This is a genomic window from Clostridium sp. LS3 (assembly GCF_055330225.1).
The window spans coordinates 3,321,260-3,340,989 of record NZ_CM143921.1 but is presented as its reverse complement, the minus strand read 5'-3'; the positions used below and the strand labels follow the sequence as shown (position 1 = coordinate 3,340,989).

At 29.7% G+C, this 19,730-nt stretch carries 14 protein-coding genes; 12 read left to right on the top strand and 2 right to left on the bottom strand.

Annotation, left to right across the window (positions count from 1 at the left end):
* Window positions 1-5 precede the first annotated feature (5 nt).
* From ACZJV1_RS15690 to ACZJV1_RS15675, 4 genes are all read left to right on the top strand, one after another.
* On the top strand, window positions 6-680 hold the full coding sequence (locus tag ACZJV1_RS15690) for a hypothetical protein (RefSeq protein ID WP_460286675.1): 675 nt from the start codon (window positions 6-8) through the stop codon (window positions 678-680).
* A 117-nt stretch (window positions 681-797) separates the two neighbouring features.
* Window positions 798-1,562: a TMEM164 family acyltransferase gene (locus ACZJV1_RS15685; protein ID WP_463650741.1), complete on the top strand. Its 765-nt coding sequence runs from the start codon at window positions 798-800 to the stop codon at window positions 1,560-1,562.
* Between the two features lie 58 nt (window positions 1,563-1,620).
* Window positions 1,621-2,421, top strand: a complete 801-nt coding sequence (gene zupT / locus ACZJV1_RS15680; RefSeq protein ID WP_463650740.1) for a zinc transporter ZupT — start codon at window positions 1,621-1,623, stop codon at window positions 2,419-2,421.
* 90 nt (window positions 2,422-2,511) lie between these two features.
* Window positions 2,512-3,678, top strand: coding sequence for an AI-2E family transporter (locus ACZJV1_RS15675; protein WP_463650739.1), 1,167 nt, complete (start codon window positions 2,512-2,514; stop codon window positions 3,676-3,678).
* Window positions 3,679-3,718: 40 nt separating this feature from the next.
* On the opposite strand, the gene ACZJV1_RS15670 is transcribed toward ACZJV1_RS15675, so the two are convergent.
* Window positions 3,719-4,507, bottom strand: a complete 789-nt coding sequence (locus ACZJV1_RS15670; RefSeq protein WP_463650738.1) for a TPM domain-containing protein — start codon at window positions 4,505-4,507, stop codon at window positions 3,719-3,721.
* A gap of 2 nt (window positions 4,508-4,509) precedes the next feature.
* Window positions 4,510-5,079, bottom strand: a complete 570-nt coding sequence (locus tag ACZJV1_RS15665; protein WP_460286679.1) for a LemA family protein — start codon at window positions 5,077-5,079, stop codon at window positions 4,510-4,512.
* Window positions 5,080-5,322: 243 nt separating this feature from the next.
* Between ACZJV1_RS15665 and ACZJV1_RS15660 the strand changes: the two genes are divergently transcribed.
* From ACZJV1_RS15660 to ACZJV1_RS15625, 8 genes are all read left to right on the top strand, one after another.
* Window positions 5,323-6,372: a galactose ABC transporter substrate-binding protein gene (locus tag ACZJV1_RS15660; protein WP_463650737.1), complete on the top strand. Its 1,050-nt coding sequence runs from the start codon at window positions 5,323-5,325 to the stop codon at window positions 6,370-6,372.
* Window positions 6,373-6,454: 82 nt separating this feature from the next.
* Entirely contained in the window at window positions 6,455-7,954 is a 1,500-nt protein-coding gene (gene mglA / locus ACZJV1_RS15655) for a galactose/methyl galactoside ABC transporter ATP-binding protein MglA (RefSeq protein WP_411168803.1), read from the top strand.
* Between the two features lie 16 nt (window positions 7,955-7,970).
* On the top strand, window positions 7,971-8,993 hold the full coding sequence (gene mglC, locus ACZJV1_RS15650) for a galactose/methyl galactoside ABC transporter permease MglC (RefSeq protein ID WP_411168802.1): 1,023 nt from the start codon (window positions 7,971-7,973) through the stop codon (window positions 8,991-8,993).
* Window positions 8,994-9,011: 18 nt separating this feature from the next.
* Window positions 9,012-9,176 (top strand): hypothetical protein, encoded by a 165-nt coding sequence (locus ACZJV1_RS15645; protein ID WP_463650736.1) that lies wholly within the window; start codon window positions 9,012-9,014, stop codon window positions 9,174-9,176.
* Between the two features lie 806 nt (window positions 9,177-9,982).
* Window positions 9,983-14,929, top strand: a complete 4,947-nt coding sequence (locus ACZJV1_RS15640) for a discoidin domain-containing protein (RefSeq protein ID WP_463650735.1) — start codon at window positions 9,983-9,985, stop codon at window positions 14,927-14,929.
* A gap of 434 nt (window positions 14,930-15,363) precedes the next feature.
* Complete coding sequence (locus ACZJV1_RS15635; protein WP_463650734.1) at window positions 15,364-16,950, top strand: response regulator; 1,587 nt, start codon at window positions 15,364-15,366, stop codon at window positions 16,948-16,950.
* A gap of 10 nt (window positions 16,951-16,960) precedes the next feature.
* Window positions 16,961-18,751 (top strand): sensor histidine kinase, encoded by a 1,791-nt coding sequence (locus tag ACZJV1_RS15630; protein ID WP_463650733.1) that lies wholly within the window; start codon window positions 16,961-16,963, stop codon window positions 18,749-18,751.
* Window positions 18,751-19,722, top strand: a complete 972-nt coding sequence (locus tag ACZJV1_RS15625; protein WP_411168798.1) for a geranylgeranylglyceryl/heptaprenylglyceryl phosphate synthase — start codon at window positions 18,751-18,753, stop codon at window positions 19,720-19,722. Before ACZJV1_RS15630 ends, ACZJV1_RS15625 begins: the two co-directional genes overlap by 1 nt.
* The last annotated feature ends 8 nt before the right edge of the window (window positions 19,723-19,730 follow it).

Genomic DNA, 19,730 nt, shown 5'->3' with positions numbered 1-19,730 from the left:
AAAAGATGGAAGCGAATTATGAAAATTTAGAAGAACTAATAAAGAAAATGCAGGAATATGATGACGAAAAATACTTTGACGAAGAAAATAATTATGAAGAATATAACGATAAAGAAAATAAATACGATGAATATGATGACTATTATGAAAAAGATAATTATTATGACTATAATCATAAAGATGAAGATGATGAAAAATGCGAGCATCATAAGAAGCATGAAAGATGTGAAAAGCATGAACATCATGAGGAATGCGAACATCATGAGAAATGCGAAGATCATGAGCATAATGAGAATAGGTGTAGTAAAGGAAATTGCAGAGAATGCTTCGAAAAAGGATTTAGAGAAGGATTTAAAAAAGGATTCAAATGTGGATTCATTAAAGGTAAAGAAGAAGGATTTGAAAAAGGATTTAAAAAAGGCTGTAAAGAAGGATTTGAAAAAGGATTTAGAGAAGGATTTAGAAAAGGCTTTAAAGAAGGATTTGAAAAAGGATTTAAAAAAGGCTGCAAAGAAGGTTTTGAAAAAGGATTTAGAGTTGGATTTAAAAAGGGTCGTGAAGATGCAATTAGAGATATAATAAAGTGCATAAAAAAGATGAGTGAAAAAGATAAAGATAAAGATTGTGATAGAAATAAAAATAGAGATAGTCATAGAAATTCTTGCTGGAGAGAATGCTAAAGTAAGAAATATAGCCTAAATATTTGATATAGGTCAGTATAGCTTTTGTTATACTGGCCTATTTTTAGAATTATTTTAATATTTAGTTCATATTCATAAATTAGAGGTGAGAAATTTATGAAAGAATTTTTTATATTACAAAGAGCAAGTAAAGACTATGTTATGAACAATTTCGAACAATTTGTACCTATTATGATAACGATAATAATACTACTAAGTTTAATTATATATAAAAATAAAATAAGAAATAATAGTAAAATTGAAAAGCTAATAAGGTATTCTTTGACCATTATATCTTTAGCTATTTTTATGCTATATTATTTAATAATATGGACAATAATAGGTATAAAATTAGATAACTTACCCTTACATCTATGCTATATATGCAATATATTATGTGTTATTTTAGGATTTACTAAGAATAAAAAAATATTTAATTTTGTCATTATATTAGGAGTAATGGGGGGGATAGGAAGTTTAGTCTCAATGGATACTTCATTATCTAGTATGTATTTTAAATATTATCAATTTATGATATCTCATATTTCAATAATAATTCCTATATATTTCCTTTTAATACATAAATATTATTTATATAAAAGAGAGGTTATAGAAGTATTTATAGTATTAGAAATTTTAGGTATATCTATGGGGTTTTTCAATTTTATATTTGAAACAAATTATTTTTTTGTAAGTTTTAATTCAAATCTAGCTGCAAAGGGAACTATATTAGAAGGGATAGGAGAAGGGTATAATTATTTTATAAATTTAGAATTAATAGCTATAGTATATATGGGTTTCTGTTATTTATTTGTAAAGATACTTGAAGAAAAAAACAATAGAAAGTCAAAAGTTTTAGATAATAAACACGATTATAATTGAAGGGATATAGTATTTAGTGTAATATAAGTATATAAAACAAAATATGGAGGATAAAAATATGAGCAATGTAGCAGTAGCTTTTTTAATAACTTTATTTGCTGGACTTGCAACAGGTATAGGTAGCTTAATTGCTTTCTTAGCAAAGAACACAAATAAGAAATTTTTATCCATAAGTTTAGGTTTCTCAGCTGGAGTTATGATATATGTATCAATGATAGAGATATTTAGTAAAGCTAAAGCTTCATTAGTGCTAGCTTTAGGGGAAAAGGGTGGAAATTACGTAACAGTAATTTCATTTTTTGCAGGTATGTTTTTAATTGCAATAATAGACAAGTTTGTGCCTAGTGGAGAAAATCCCCATGAAGTTAAAGCACTACCATCAGAAGGTAAAGATGAAAAAAATACAGATGCTCTTTTGAGAACAGGAGTATTTACTGCATTAGCAATAGGGATTCATAATTTCCCAGAAGGATTAGCTACTTTTGTATCAGCTTTAGGTGATATGAAAATCGCAATACCAATAGCAGTTGCAATCGCAATTCACAATATTCCAGAAGGAATATCAGTGTCAGTACCAATTTACTATGCGACAGGTGATAAGAAAAAAGCATTTATATATTCTTTTTTATCAGGTATGTCAGAACCAATTGGTGCAATTGTAGGATATGTATTTTTAAGAAATTATTTTAATGATTTAACATTTGGAATAATATTTGCTATGGTAGCAGGTATAATGGTATTTATCTCATTAGATGAATTATTACCAGCAGCTAAGGAATACGGTGAGCATCACCTATCTATATATGGACTAATTTTAGGAATGATAGTAATGGCAGTAAGCCTTTTATTATTTATTTAAAAAATAAGATTGTCAAAATATTTGTTATTTGGACGATCTTTTTTACTCTATAGGAAATCATAAATAATACATAGTAAAGAGAGGAAGAAAATGAAAGTAAATTGGAATAGTAAGTACACAACAATAGCAATTTATTCATTTATAGTTGCAATTTCAGTTATAGTATTTTATTTAGCCATATCACAGGTATCTATTTTTACAGATAAGCTTGATTCTATATTAATAATTATGCAGCCTTTTATTATAGGTTTTTCTATTGCATATATAGTTAATTTTTTATTAGACTTCTATGAAAAAAAAGTTTTTCAATTAAAGTACATAAAAAAATTGAAAATAAAATCAACAAGAGGTTTGGCTATATTATTTTCTTATATAACGGCATTTTTTATAATTGGTATGTTTATTAAGTTTTTATTACCACAGCTTATCGATAGTGTAGTAGGATTGGTAAATGATATACCTACCTACATAATAAATTCTAGAAAATTTTTTAATGAAGTAATAATAGAGCTAGATTTACACGAAGAGAATTCGCAAATATTAATAGATAGCTTTAATAACTTAGTTAACTATGTAATAAGATTTGCAACTAATTTAATACCAGCTTTAGGAGGATTTGTTGCTCGAATTCTTTCAAGTATATGGAATGTAATTTTAGGGATAGTAATATCAGTATATTTATTAATAGATAAAGATAATCTTTGTGCATTAAGTAAAAAGGTTACATTTGGATTATTTCCAGAATCCTATGCAAATGAATTAGTAAAGCTAGTACATAAAAGTAACTATACTTTTGGAAGATTTTTAGTAGGAAAGATCATAGATTCAATGATTATAGGAGTATTAACATTTATAATATTAACAATATTTAAAATGCCATATACTCTTCTAATATCGGTTATAGTTGGAATAACTAATATTATACCTTTCTTTGGACCATTTATAGGTGCTATACCATCCTTTATAATAATATTATTTGTATCACCAGTTCAAGCACTATGGTTTTTATTGATAATATTCCTTATACAACAATTAGATGGAAATGTAATAGGACCAAAGATTTTAGGGGATACAATAGGAATATCAGCATTCTGGATATTATTCTCTATATTAGTAGCAGGAAAATTATTGGGAGTAGTTGGGATGATAATAGGAGTTCCATTATTTGTAATAATATATTCAATAGTTAAAGAATTTATAGAAAATAAATTAAGAAAAAAAGGATTAAAGATAGAAACTAAAGATTATATGAAATAAAAAAAGCTACTGATATATAAAAATATCGGTAGCTTTTCTGTTACCAACCTCCAGAGGAACCACCACCACCAGAAGAACCACCGCCAAAGCCGCCAAAGCCACCACCTCCGCCAGAAGAACCGCCAGGGCCGCCTCTTCTTCCAATATTACTCCAAAATATAATTTTTAGAAGGGTGGAGGAGATTCTGGCACCATTAAAAAACATGTCTAGTGCAAAGAAAACTATTAAAATTCCAATTAAAATACCTCCTGAAAAATCATTAGAAGATTTATTTCCTCCATTTGGAATTTTTATATCTAGTGATTTGTCTAAAGTAACATCATATTCTTTTGCAATTAAATCAGTAAAAGCACTATAACTTTTAATAATTCCAGAACCATAGTCTCCATTCTTAAAATCATCCTTTGCTAAAGACTCCATAACTCTATTACTTAGTGCATCTGGTATAGCTCCTTCTAAGCCTCTTCCAACTTCAACTCTCCAATGTCTATCATTTATCGCAACTAAGATTAATAAGCCATTATCTTTAGACTTTTGACCTATTCCCCAATTACGAAATAAGTCTATGGCATAATCCTCAATAGGAACATCATTTGTAGAATCTATAATTACTACAACCCCTTGAGCTCCAGTTTTATCTTCAAGCTCTTTTCCTAATGATATAATAGTTTCTATTTCTTTAGAACCTAATATACCTACATAATCATTTACATATTTATAATTTGTAGGTGAAGGATAGTTAACACTAGCTAAAGCAATTGAAGAAAAGCAAAATATTATTAAAAGAGAAGATAATGATATTTTTTTTAGTTTATTCAATGTATTCATAGCTATCTAGAAAAATCTACTGAAGGCACTTCACTAGCACTATCACTTGCTTTATAAAGAGGTTTTTCTTGAAAACCAAATATTGAAGAAATTATATTAGTAGGGAATCTTCTCCTCGTAGTATTATAATTAGTTACAGCTGTATTATAATCTTGTCTTGCAACAGCAATTCTATTCTCAGTTCCTTCCAACTGAATACTTAAGTCCTTAAAGTTTTCATTAGACTTTAAATCTGGATACTGTTCAACTATAACTAATAATCTAGAAAGAGCATTAGATAATTGAGTATCTGCATTTGCTTGTTCTGATATATTTGATGCTCCAGATAATTTACTTCTTGCATTAGCTATATCAGTAAATATATCTTTTTCCTGAGAAGCATATCCTTTAACTGTACTAACCAAATTAGGTATTAAGTCAGATCTTCTTTGCAATTGTGTATCTATATTAGACTGGGCGGTATTTACCAGTTGCTCTAAAGATACTAATTTATTGTAGCTAAATATTATAGGTAAAACTAATACAAGAATAACTATAATTACAGTTATTAGCGATTTAGATACATTTTTCATAAAACAATACATCTCCTTTCTACATATAAATTATTATATGTAGAAAGGAGATGTATTATTAATATTCATACTATATAAGGCGAATATATTAGATATATTGAATTTATATAAATTTATTATCTAAGAATTTCGATAGAAGTGTGAAGTTTTTCGTATGGAAATTAATGGACTTGAAAATTATAATTATAAATGTAAACGAAATCAAATGGGTATTAAGTATTTTATAAAAGATGGAGGGTTAATATGAAAAAAGTTAAAAGATTACTTACAATGGTAATGGCTACCGTTATGGTTACAGCTTCATTAGTTGGATGTGGAGGAAATAAGGCTACTACTGAAGGTGGTGGAACTTCAAAGGGAGATAAAGTTAAGGTTGGAGTATGTTTATACAAATTCGATGATACTTATATTTCAACAGTTCGTCAAAACCTAGAAAAGATTCAAAAGGAAAATTCAGATAAAGTTGAATTTACTTTTTATGATGGAAAAGGTGACCAAGCTACTCAAAATGATAGTATAGACACATTACTTCAAAAAGATGTAGATCTTTTATTAGTTAATTTAGTTGATACAGGCGCTGCACCAACAGTAATAGATAAAATTAAAACTGCTAAAAAGCCTGTAGTACTATTCAATAGAGAGCCATCAGCAGATGCAATAAAAGCATATGACAAGGCTATATTTGTAGGAACAAATGCAAAAGAAGCTGGAGTTATGCAAGGAGAGATACTTTCAAAGGTATGGGAAAAAGATACAAAAGCTATAGATAAAAATGGAGATGGAGTATTACAATACGTTATGTTACAAGGTGAGCCAGATAATCCAGAAGCAGTTGCAAGAACTAAATATTCAGTTTCTACTTTAAATGATAAAGGAATAAAAACTGAAGAGTTAGCAAAACAAGTTTGTAACTGGGACCAAGCTTTAGCTCAAAATGCTACTGAAGCATGGTTCTCAAAATTTAGTAATAAGATTGAAGCTGTAATAGCTAACAACGATGGTATGGCTCAAGGTGCTATAGCTGCATTACAAGCTCAAGGATATAATAATGGTGATGCTGCAAAGACTATTCCTGTTTTAGGTGTTGATGCTACAGCAGCAGCTCAAGATTTAATAGCTAAAGGCTTTATGTTAGGATCAGTTCTTCAAGATGCAGAAGGAATGGCTAAAGCTTTATATGAAACTGGAATGAATTTAGCAGCAGGTAAGAGTGCTATAGAAGGAACTTCATATAAGTTTGATGATACAGGTGTTGCTGTACGTATTCCATATCAAGAATATATTAAAAAATAATATATTATATAGAATTAAAAAAACTGCATAGTATTTGTTACTATGCAGTTTAATAAATAATAGAAAAGTGGTGAAGTAAGTTATGGCAGATACAAAATACGTTCTTGAAATGATAGATATATGCAAGGAATTTCCAGGGGTTAAAGCCTTAGATAAAGTTCAATTAAAAGTAAGACCAGGAACTGTACATGCTTTGATGGGTGAAAATGGAGCAGGTAAATCTACTTTAATGAAATGTTTATTCGGGGTTTATATTGAAGATGGTGGAGAAATTTTAATAGACGGTGAAAAAAGCAAATTTTCTAACCCAAAGCAAGCCATGGATAATGGAGTTGCTATGGTTCACCAAGAATTAAATCAAGTTTTACAAAGAAACGTTATGGATAATATATGGCTTGGAAGATATCCAGGAAATGCTGGAATTGTAAGCGAGAAAATAATGTATGAAGAAACTAAAAAAATATTAGATGAACTAGAAATAGAGGTTAATCCTAAAGTTAAGATGGCAAAATTGTCTGTTTCTCAAAGACAAATGGTTGAAATTGCTAAAGCAGTTTCTTATAATGCTAAAATTCTTGTTTTAGATGAGCCGACATCATCATTAACTACAGAAGAGGTTAATCATCTATTTAGAATAATAAATAAATTAAAATCTAAGGGCTGCGGTATTATATATATTTCTCATAAAATGGAGGAAATACTAGAAATTTCTGATGATGTTACAATAATGCGTGATGGTAAATGGATAGATACAATTCCTTCTAAGGATCTTACTACAGATAAAATTATTAAATTAATGGTTGGTCGTGATTTAACAAATAGATTTCCACCAAAGACAAATAAACCAGGAGAATTAATATTAGAAGTTAAAAATCTAACAGGTACATATCAACCTTCAGTACAAAACGTATCCTTTGAACTTAAGAAAGGGGAAATTTTAGGGGTTGCAGGACTTGTTGGATCAAAAAGAACGGAGCTTTTAGAAACTATATTTGGAATTGCTGGGCACAGTGAAGGTGAGATAATATTACATGGTAAAAAGGTAGAAAATACAGATTCAAGAAGAGCAATAAAAAATGGGTTTGCATTATTAACAGAAGAGCGTAGATCTACAGGAATATTTGGACAACTTGATATAAAATTTAATACAATAATTGCTAATATAGATGGATATAGCAAGTTTGGTATATTAGATAATAAAAAGATGACAGAAGATACTAAATGGACAATAGATAGTATGAAGGTAAAAACTCCAAGTCAAAAGACAGCTATTAGAAGTTTATCAGGAGGGAACCAACAAAAAGTAATAATAGGAAGATGGCTTTTAACTAATCCAGAAATACTTCTATTAGATGAGCCAACAAGAGGAATAGACGTTGGAGCTAAATATGAAATTTATCAGCTTATTATAGATTTGGCTAATAAGGGCAAAGGGGTTATAGTTGTATCCTCCGAAATGCCAGAATTATTGGGAATTTGCGACAGAATACTTGTAATGTCAAATGGAAAAGTTGCTGGTGTTGGAGAACCGGACAAGCTATCACAAGAAGATATTATGACTATGGCTGCAAAATATATTTAGAATAGAGGTGTAACTTATGAATAAAGTTAAATTTAATAAAGAGTCTTTACAAAATTTCCTACTAAATTATGCATTATATATAGTACTATTTATGATGATAGTATTCTTTGTTATAAAGGAACCAGGTTTCCTTTCACTAAAGAATTTTACTAATATTTTAAGCCAAGCATCAACACGTGGAATACTTGCCTTAGGAGTTGCAGGATTAATAGTACTGCAAGGTACAGACCTTTCTGCAGGGCGTATATTAGGATTTACAGCTATAATATCTGCATCATTGCTACAATCAACAACTTATGCAGCTAGAATGTATCCAAATTTAAAAGCATTACCATTAATAGTACCAATGTTTATAGCAATAATAATAGGTGGTATATTTGGAGCCATTAATGGATTTGGAGTTGCAAAACTTAAGGTGCATGCTTTCATAATTACATTAGGTACACAACTTATAGCGTATGGTGCATCCTGTTTATATATAGATAGACCGCCATTAGGAGCTCAACCAGTAGCTAACTTAGATGAAAGATACACAAACTTTGTTAATGGTTCTTTAAAATTAGGAAGTATTGAAATACCATATTTAGTTTTTTATCTTGCAATTGTTGCAGCTATTATGTGGTTTGTATGGAATAAAACTAAATTAGGTAAAAATATGTTTGCTATCGGAGGAAATCCAGAAGCAGCAGCAGTTTCAGGTGTTAACTTAGTAAAAAATATAATGATTATATTTATAATTTCAGGTGTGCTTTACGGACTAGCTGGGTTCTTAGAGGCAGCAAGAGCAGGATCTACTACAACAAGTACAGGTTTTAACTATGAACTAGATGCAATATCAGCCTGTGTTGTTGGGGGAGTATCCTTTACTGGAGGTATTGGAACAATACCAGGAGTTTTAATAGGTACAGTTTTACTTCAGGTTATAAATTATGGATTAAACTTTATTGGAGTTAATGCTTACTGGCAATATATAATAAGAGGTTTAATAATAATAGTAGCTGTTTCATTAGATGTAAGAAAATATATAGCTAAAAAATAAATAAAGGACATGATGAACATGGAAAATGAAACTATTAAAGAAAAAGTAGAAGATGTTCCCAAAAAATCTATGAGAGATACACTTTATGGAAATTTAAATGTATCAGTAAAAACAATGGATAAGATTTTAGTAGCGTTATTTGCTTTACTAATCTTATCATTAATAATAGGAATATTAGTTTAAATTTTAATACTGTGAGGATTAATCTGACATATGTACAGTTAATAGCCTTTCAGAACCTTATGTAATGATGATATTCATTATGCTAAGATGTTTGATGTAATTATAAAATAGTAGAAACATTATTACCACTTAGTAAAATAATATTTAATTAAGTAAGGATATGTCTAATACGTGAAAAATAGAAAAAATTTAAGTGTCAGCCGGCAGAAGGAAAGGCTAACTTTGTGGAATGTAACTGTATGAAACAGTAGAAATTATCCAAATTTAACTTTCCTTATGTCGGCTGATAATATTATATTAGAAGCAGAATATGAAGATGTGACATAATTTTCAGGTTTGAAAGAGGCTTTAAGTATTGAATACGATCAATATATCATTAGGTGGATTGAAGAAAAAAGATAATTAGAGTGTTAACTTCAGAGAGAATAATGAAAAGGATAACAACTCTAGATATAAGGGTTGCAATAATAATTCAGAAGAAAAGCCTTACATTCGAATAATTGCAAACACAGGTGATAATATGATGATAGGTTTATATTCAATTATATATGTTATGGATTAGCTATAATTTTAGGATAAAATGTGATGATATACCATAGAAGAAATAAGAAACTTTTAAATCTTAATTAATGAGAACTTATAGTAGAAAGTGATGGAGAATAATTCTTTAAAATTTCAATAGTATGTTTTAGAGAATATTAGGGAGTAAGCGGAGATTATTTTTTCTATATGTATTAAGATGAAGTTTAATTAAATTTTGATGAGTTATGAGAAAATTGTGATATTTTTGAAGGGAGATAACTATAATGAATTTTTTAAAAAGGGTCATTGCATTTGTAAGCAGTATTACACTGGTAGCTGGAATGTTTCTTCAGTGGAATAGTTTGGAGGTTTTGGCTGCAGAGAATTCAAAAATGAAAGATGCAACTAAAAAGGAAGAAAAAACAAGAGAGATATTAAATTTCAATAACGATTGGGGATTCTTCAGAGGAGATGTTGAGGGAGCAGAAGGTATGGAGTTTGACGATAGTGAATTTGTAAATGTTACAATTCCTCATACAATGCGTCTCGAGAAAAAACATAATAACACTACGAACGGGGTTTATAAAGAAATTGGTTGGTATAGACGTTATTTTACGTTAGATAAATCTTATGAAGGTAAAAAACTTCAACTGCAGTTTGAAGGGGTTATGACAGATAGTGATATTTATTTGAATGGAGAGAAAGTGTATACAAGAAACGGTGGATACATTGGCTTTAATGTAGATATCACAGATAAAGTTAAATTCGGAGAAGACAATGTATTAGCAGTACGTGTATCAAATGTAGATAATCCGAATACACCTCCTGGAAAACCTGATTCTAGATTGGATTTTCACTATTATGGTGGGATTTACCGAGATGTAATGCTAACTGTTAGTGAAAAAACATATATAACAGATCCACTTGCAGCTGAAGAAGTTGCAGGAGGCGGTGTATTTGTAAAATATTCAGATGTATCCGATAAAAGTGCAAAAGTTAATATGAAAACACATGTAAAAAATGACAACTTAGAATCTAAAAATGTTTATACAAATCAGGTTTTAAAAGATAAAGAAGGCAATACTGTCGTAGAAATGAAATCAAAAAAAAATAGTATTGAGGCAGGAGAAGGGTATCATTTTGAACAGGAATTTACAGTAGATAATCCAACGCTTTGGGATGTTGATAATCCTTATCTATATTCACTTGTAACAGAGGTATATGAAGATGATGTAAAGGTAGATGAAGTGACGAATAAAATAGGTATTCGTACAATTGCCTATAAACCAGATGGATTTTACCTAAATGGTGAACGTGTATATTTAAGAGGTGCTAACAGACACCAATCTTATCAAAATATAGGAGATGCAGCTCCGAATTCTATGCAGCGAAGAGATGCATTACTTATGAAAGAAAATGGCTTTAATTCAGTTCGTGCTACACATTATCCACAGGATCCAGCTTTTTTAGACGCTTGTGATGAAATTGGATTACTTGTAATTGAATGTCAGCCAGGATGGCAGAATTTTACTAATACAGATATATTTTATCAACGTACATTAAGAGATACAAGAGAGATGATTCGAAGGGATAGAAATAGACCATCTGTAATTTTATGGGAGACATCTTTAAATGAAACACCGTATTCAGAACAATGGGCAAAGGATGCGACAAAAGCAGCGCACGAAGAGTATCCAGGAGATCAATTGTTTACAGCAGCAGATTATGGTTATCATGGATCATTTTATGATGTAGGTTATAAAGTACAGGATACACAATGGAGTGACGATCCTGCTGATTGGGTAGATTATGATCCGAATAAACCGTTCTTTACACGAGAATGGGGAGATTTTGAGGGAGCGAGTAAGGCACTTCGAAAAGATGGAGAAGCTGCAATGAATACACAGGTTCTTACACGACAAAGATATTTAAATGGAAATGGATATTCAGACTGGGGTGGTTTAGATGCATCTGATCGAATCGGCGGATATTTCCTTTGGAGCTGGAATGACTATACACGGGGATCTACTACAGAGACATTGGGAAGTGGTACTGTAGACATAGACCGTTATGAGAAGAATGGTTTCTATTGGTTTCAATCTATGCAGCCTCATGATAATCCGGTTTATGGTCCGATGATATATATTTCTTCTGATTATACAGAAAAATCTTCTTTAAAGATTCCTGTATACAGTAACTGTGAAAGTGTAAAGTTATATCAGAATAATGAGTTAGTAGATGAAATTACAAGAGAAGAAGCAGGGGAAAATATTCCTAATATTATGAAAAAAGGTGGAAGTCCTATTTTTGAATTTTCATTGTCTGAATTCAAAGCAGGAACACTGAGGGTAGAAGGAATTGTTAATGGAAGTGTAGTAACAAGTCATGAAGTAAGTACTCCTGAAGAAACTGTGAAATTGGAAGTGGAGATTCGTGATAGAGGAATTGAGGCAGTTGCAGATGGTTCAGATCTAGTTCCAGTATATGTGAAAGCAGTTGATGAAAATGGTACAGTAGTGCCTGATTTTAATGGAAAGGTGCATATTGAAGTATCAGGGGAAGGGGCATTAGTAGGCGAAAATATACCGAGAATAAAGGTAGAAGATCAGATATTAGAAAAAGGAATTGGATTTGCATTTGTAAGAGCAACAGATGTTGCTGGAGATATTACAATAACTGCAACATCAGAAGGTATAGAAGATGGTGTTAAGACCATTGCTACTAGAGAATGTAATGACACCTTTGTTCCAAATGTAGAAGGTAAAGGATGGAAAAATGGGGAAGATTCACTTGAGGATGAAGTATTAGAGAATATTGCAGTTGACAAACCAGTTACAGTATCCAGTGAACAGTCCCAAAATGGAAATTATGGAAAAAATGTTGTAGATGATAATGAAGGAACAAGATGGTGTGCAGAAAATTCGAAATTTCCACAGTGGGTTGAGATAGATCTTCAAAATGCAAATGCAATAGCGGGATTTCAAATGTTATGGGAAAATCCAGCATCTGTTTATAAATATTCAATTGAGGTATCAAATGATAGAATTAATTGGGATACCGTAGTTGATAAAACGGGAAATACTGAAGTGAATACAAGTCAAGAAACACAGATGGTAAAAACAAAGGGACGTTTTGTACGTTTGAATATAATAAGTGCAACGGAAGGATGGGCTTCACTATATGAATTTAGAGTTGTGCCAGATCGTGATGCTGAACCAGTTGAACCAGGAGAAGTGATTCAAGATGATGTGATAGAAGAGATTATAGCATCAGAAGGTTCGGTAGAAGGAAGAGGAACAGAACTTGTTAGAGATGGGGATACAATAATAGGAAGTGGATGGTTGAGTCCAAGTCCTAATACATTCCCACAGACTTTAGAAGTGAAGTTTAAAAAACCTCAAACTCTTCTTGGAAGTGCGATATATTGGGAGAAAGATAGTACAAAAATTACCTATGATATAGAGGTATCTAAAGATGGTGAAAATTGGATGCCGATTATGACAGACCTAGAAGAAACATGGCATGATGAAGAGCCCGAAACTTTTGAAGAAATACAAGAGAATATTATGGCCATCAGAGTTGTTATGAATGGAAAAGCACCAGTAGAAGCAGCACTTGGTATGGCAGAGTGGATATTATATGGATACGCATATGAGGAAGGGGAAGTAGAACCAGAACCAGAAAAGGAGTTTGAATATGCAAGTGATTTAGAGTGGGAATCTGCACACAGTGATTATGGAAGTGTTAAAAAGGATGAAGCTGCATATAATGGAAAACTTGTGTTAAATACAGAAGAGGGCGAAAGAACATTTGAAAAAGGATTAGGTGCCGATACAAATTCTGAGATTATCTATAACATCGAAGGTAAAAAATATTACAAGTTTGAGTCTTATATTGGAATTAATAAGAATGCATCTAAGCATGGGGGAGAAGCAATATTTAAAGTATACATTGATGATGAATTAATTTATACAAGTCCGGTTAAGATGAGAGACGATAATTGTGAATTTATCAGCTTAGATATTCCTGAAAATGCAAAGAAAATAAAACTTGAGGCAAAATGGAGTGAAAATAAGGATAATCCAGAAGCTAGATATAATACGCATGTAAATTGGGCAGATGCAAAATTTATAATTAATACAAAGAAAATATATCAAGTTACAGCAACTTCAGAGAATGAAGAAATGGGAACTGTTTCTTTGAATAGTGATAGTGGAATTTATGAAGAAGGAGAAAAAGCTATAGTAACAGCAACAGCTAAAGAAGGATATGAATTTGTTGGTTGGATGAAAGAAGGTAGCGAAGAGATTGTATCAGAAAAAGCAAATTATGAATTTATTGTGGAAAGTGATATTCATCTGATTGCAAAATTTAAAGAAATTGAAGAAGACGAAGTTGATAAGACAGAGCTTAATAGACAAATTGAAATAGCTGAAGTTTTAGTTAAAGATAAGTATACTGAAGAAACTTGGTCAAACTTACAAAATGCATTAGAGGAAGCTAAAAAGGTATCAACAGATGAAAATGCTTTAGTTAAAGAAGTTAAAGAGGCTCATGATAAATTAGTTGATGCTATTAGCAAATTAGAAGTTAAGCCAGAACCTGCAAATAAACTTAATCTTAAGAATATGATAGAAAAGGTTGAAGCATTAAATAAGGAAGAATATATACCATCTACATGGGCAAAAGTAGAAGAAGTTTTAGCGCATACTAGGGATATATATGAAAAAGAAAATGCTACCCAGGGTGAAGTAGATGAAGCATATGAAGCTTTATTAGGATCATATCTTGACTTAAGATTAAAACCTGATAAGTCTAAACTTGAGGATTTAATAAATAAAGTTAATGAAATGGATTTATCTAAATATACTGATAAAACAGTTGAAAATTTAAAAACAGCATTAAGTAGAGCTAATGAAGTTTTAAATGATGAGGAAGTTACTAAGCCAGTTGTAGAAAAAGCTGTTAAAGATTTAGAATTAGCAGTATCTAGCTTAGAAGAGAAAAAAGAGGACGAAAGTAACTCAGGTAATAACAATAATAATGATAATAGCAATAACCAAGGAAACAATGGAAGTAATAATTCAGGTAACAAGCCAAATGAAGATAGTGGAAAAGGTGGTAAACTACCAAGTACAGGAGCAGCTGTTTCTTCATCATTAGTACTACTTTTAGGAATTGGAGTAGTAACTGTTGGAGGAGTAACTATAAAGAAAAGAAAAAGAGAATAATGTTTAAAAAGAAAAAATAAATTTAATATTATTATAGCATTAAAAAGCCATCTAAAGTACTTTTGTACTATATAGGTGGCTTTTTTAGTTTAAAAACAGGGAAAAAGGTTTTTTGTTAAATATGACAAATAAACAGAATTGGTACAGTAGTTAGTTTTTGTGTAAAAACGAAACTAACTACTGTTTTATTGTATTCTGAACGCCTCCAAAGTTAAGAGTAGATCAATTTATGGGATATTATGATGATGCAGTGCGAAGAAATCAAAAAATAATAGAGGAATACATAAAGAATTAAATACAAGAATATATAGCATATGAACAACTAAATATTTGTGAAAATTTATAAAGAAGTATGATATAATTAATTTTGAAGATTTGGAATATTTTATGATTTAGTATATATTTATTTTAATATTGCTTACTGGAGGTTATTTATGGGGTTATACAAGTTAATGATTGTAGATGATGAAGAGGAAATCAGGCTTGGAGTTATTAAGAAAATCAATTGGGAAGAGCATGGATTCATAGTCGTAGGAGATGCAGAAAATGGACAAGAAGCTTTAGAAAGGGCTGAAAAACTTCATCCAGATGTAATAATGACAGATATAAAAATGCCTTTTATGGATGGTTTAGAACTTGGAAAAAGAGTAGTTGATTTAATGCCATCAACTAAAATAATTATTTTTTCCGGCTCAGATGATTTAGAATATGCTCATCAAGCTATTAAAATTAATGTTGTTGAGTATGTATTAAAACCAATTAATTCTATGGAACTTATAGAGGTTTTAAAAAGGCTAAAAGGGAAACTGGACAAAGAGTATAATGAAAAAAGAAATATGGAAATTCTACAAAAGCATTATGTAGAAAGTATTCCTGTAATAAGAGAACAGTTTTTAATTGGAGCTTTAGAAGGTAGGATTACTAATGAGGAATGGAAAGAAAATGAAAAACAATTAGGATTAGATTTTATAAATCAGTACTTATGTGTAGTATTGATAAATATTGATGGCCTGCCTGAAGAACAAGATAGTTCGTTAGTTTCTATATCAATTAAGAATATAGTAGATGAGACTATGCAGAATTATTGTAAATTTATAAGCTTTCCTTATTTAGATAAAATAGTAACTTTGTTATCTCTCAATGAAAAGGATAACATTATGAAGATTATAAAGGGATTAAATGAAGTCTGCAAAATTTTTGAATGTGTCTTCGGAAGCACAGTGTCTATAGGAATAGGTAGAATATATAATAATATTAATGAAATAAGATTTTCCTATAGAACGGCGCAAAGTGCTTTAGGATATAGATTAATATTAGGAAATGGTAAAACAATATATATAGATGATGTAGAACCAGATAACTCAATACAGCTTCAATTTGACGAGCAAGATGAAATAAAATTTCTAAATGCTATAAAGTTATCATCACAAGAGGAAATAAAAGAAATCGTAGAAAGTATTTTTAAAAAAGTAGAGGAACATTTTATATCATTAGATAAATATAGAATTTATATAATGGAAACAATGACAGCATTACTTAAATTAACACAAGCTTATAATATAGATATAAGAGATATATTTGGAGAAGACTTTAATTGTTATTCATATTTAGATAAATTAGATTCAATTAAAGAAATAAAAGAATGGTTTATAGAGAAGGCAATAAAATTAAATGAATTTATAAAAAAAGAGCGCGTCAATTCTTCAAAATTATTAGTGGAAAAGGCTAAGGAATATATAAAAAATAATTATAGTGATTATGAAATATCAGTAGAAAAGCTTTGTTCAAAACTACATGTGAGTCCTACATATTTTTCTACTATATTTAAAAAAGAAACTAATATGAGCTTTGTAAATTATCTCACAGATATTCGTTTAGAAGAAGCTATAAAGTTGTTAAATACAACAGATGATAAAACTTACATAATTGCTTTAAAGGTTGGATACCAAGAAGCAAATTATTTTAGCTATGTATTTAAGAAAAAATTTGGTATATCACCATCAAGGTACAGAAAGAATTGAGTGAAATAAAATGCTAAACTCTGTTAGAAGTAAAATAATAAAATATTATAAAAAAGCTAGTATACAATATATAATATCAATATCATTTACAATAGTAGCAGTTGTTGGAATGATAGTAGTTGGTGGAGCTCTTTATTTAAGATTTACAAATTCAACAGAAGAGATGGTATCAAAAAATAATAAATCCATACTAGAGCAAGTAAACTTAAACTTAGATACTTATTTGCGAAAAATGATGAAAATATCAGATACTATATATTATAGAGGAATAAAGAAAAAGGATTTATCCTTTGAAGATATAAATAAGGAAATGGATTTGATTTATGAGGCTAATAAAGACTATCTTATAAGTATAAGTTTATTTTCAGATTATGGTGAAATAATAGCGTCTTATCCATTACAGCAATTAAAAAATAATGTTCATGCAATGGAGAGTGAATGGTTTCAAAGTGCAATAAACAAAAGAGAAAATTTACATTTTTCAACTCCACATGTACAAAATTTATTTTATGATCCTAATTATAAATATACTTGGGTTGTATCCTTAAGCAGAGCTGTTGAATTAACTGAAAGTGGTAAAACAAATGGTGGAGTTCTTTTAGTAGATATGAATTTTAGTGGTATTGAGCAAATATGTAAAAATGTTGATATGGGCAAGAACGGATATGTTTATTTAATAGACAGTACTGGTGAAATAATATATCATCCAAGGCAACAATTAATATATTCAGATTTAATAAAAGAAAATAATTATGATGCAGCAAATTATGAAGATGGAAATCATATAGAAAAATTTCAAGGAAATAAGAGATTAGTGACTGTAAAGACAGTTGGATATACTGGGTGGAAGATAATTGCCATATCTCCAATGTCAGATATTACAGCAGATTATTACGAAATGAAAATATTCGCAATATTTATAATGTTCTTTGCAATTTTTACTTTAATATCAATTAATATGTTTGTATCGTCTCGTATAGCTAATCCAATAAAATCTTTAGAGAAATCAGTTAAGCAGTTTGAAAATGGTATAGCAAATTTAAATATATCAGAAAGTGGCTCTTATGAGATACAACATTTAGGAAAAGCTATAAGATCCATGGTAAATGAAATGAACATATTAATGAATAATGTAATGAGGGAGCAAGAAGAAAAGCGAAAAAGTGAATTAAATGCATTACAAGCACAAATAAACCCCCATTTTTTATATAATACTTTAGATTCTATTATATGGATGATAGAGAATGAAAATTATGATGGAGCTATAGTGATGGTAACAGCTTTAGCTAGGTTTTTTAGAATTAGCTTAAGTAAGGGGAAAAATGTAATAACTGTTAGAGATGAATTGGAACATGCTAGAAATTATTTAACAATTCAAAATATACGTTACAAGAATAAGTTTACTTATGATATAAAATCAGAGGAAGAAACTTTAAATCTTACTAGCATTAAGTTAATAATTCAGCCTTTAATTGAAAATGCAATTTATCATGGAATGGAATATATGAGTGGTGATGGAGATATATTAGTAAAATCTTATATTAAAAATAGTGAGCTATATATAGATATTATTGATAATGGCTTAGGAATGCCTCAAGAGGTAGCAGATAAACTTTTAACCAATGAAAGTAATTCCCAAAAGAAGGGTTCTGGAATAGGGTTAAGGAATGTACATGAAAGAATACAATTGTACTTTGGAAAAGATTATGGACTACAAATATATAGTGAGCCTGATGAGGGCACTACAATAAGAGTTCATATGCCATGTATAGACTTTTACAGTATTAAGGAGAATAAATAGTGAGATTAAAAAAGAAAGCAGTTTTTATATTTCTATTTATCATGCTTATCTCATCTTTTATATTACTTTTAAATAAGGAAAATAAAAAAGAGGTTAAAGTGTATGATGTTTCAGTAATAATAAGAGGAAGAAATAGTGAAAGCTGGAGGATAATAAAAGAAGGAATGGATCAAGCAGCTTCAGAAATGAATGTAAATATAAGATTTCTAACTTTATTAGAAGAAAATAGTGTTGAGGAGCAAATTGAATTAATAGAGAGAGAAATAAGTGATGGAACAGATGCAATATTAATATCACCAGCAGACTACAAGCAGATGGTAGATAAAATAGAGGATGTAAGAAAAAAAGTTCCTATAGTCCTATTTGAATCCAATATAGAAACGAAACAAAATATTCCATATATATCATGTGATAATTACAAGCTAGGAAAAAGTCTTGCAGAAGAAGTTGTTAAAAATGGAAATACAAGAAATAAAATTTATATTGCAAAAAGTGATCTAACTTGCAGTAGTATAGACGAAAGATATATGGGTTTTATGGAGGAGATAAATAAAAGTAAGAATAGCTGTGAACTCTTAGATTTACCAAAAGATGAAGGGGAATTTTATAATAAAATTAGATCTATTATAGACAAAGATGATAAGAAGGTAATAATTGCATTTGAACCTAACCTTCTAGAGCGTATTGGAAAAGCTAAAAAATATATTGAGAATAGTAATGATATAAAATCTAATATTGAGCTATATGGTACTGGAAGTACAAGCTTAATAATTTCTTTAATTGAAGAAAATGTAATAAATTCAATTGCAATGCAAAATGAATTTAATGTAGGTTATTTAAGTGTAAAAACTTCTGTATCAGAAATTGAGGGAAAGGAAATTGATAAGAGTGTGATAACATCGACAATAATTAACAGCAGAAACATGTACTCTAAGGAAAATCAAAGAATGCTATTTCCATTTGTTAGATAAAAAATGTT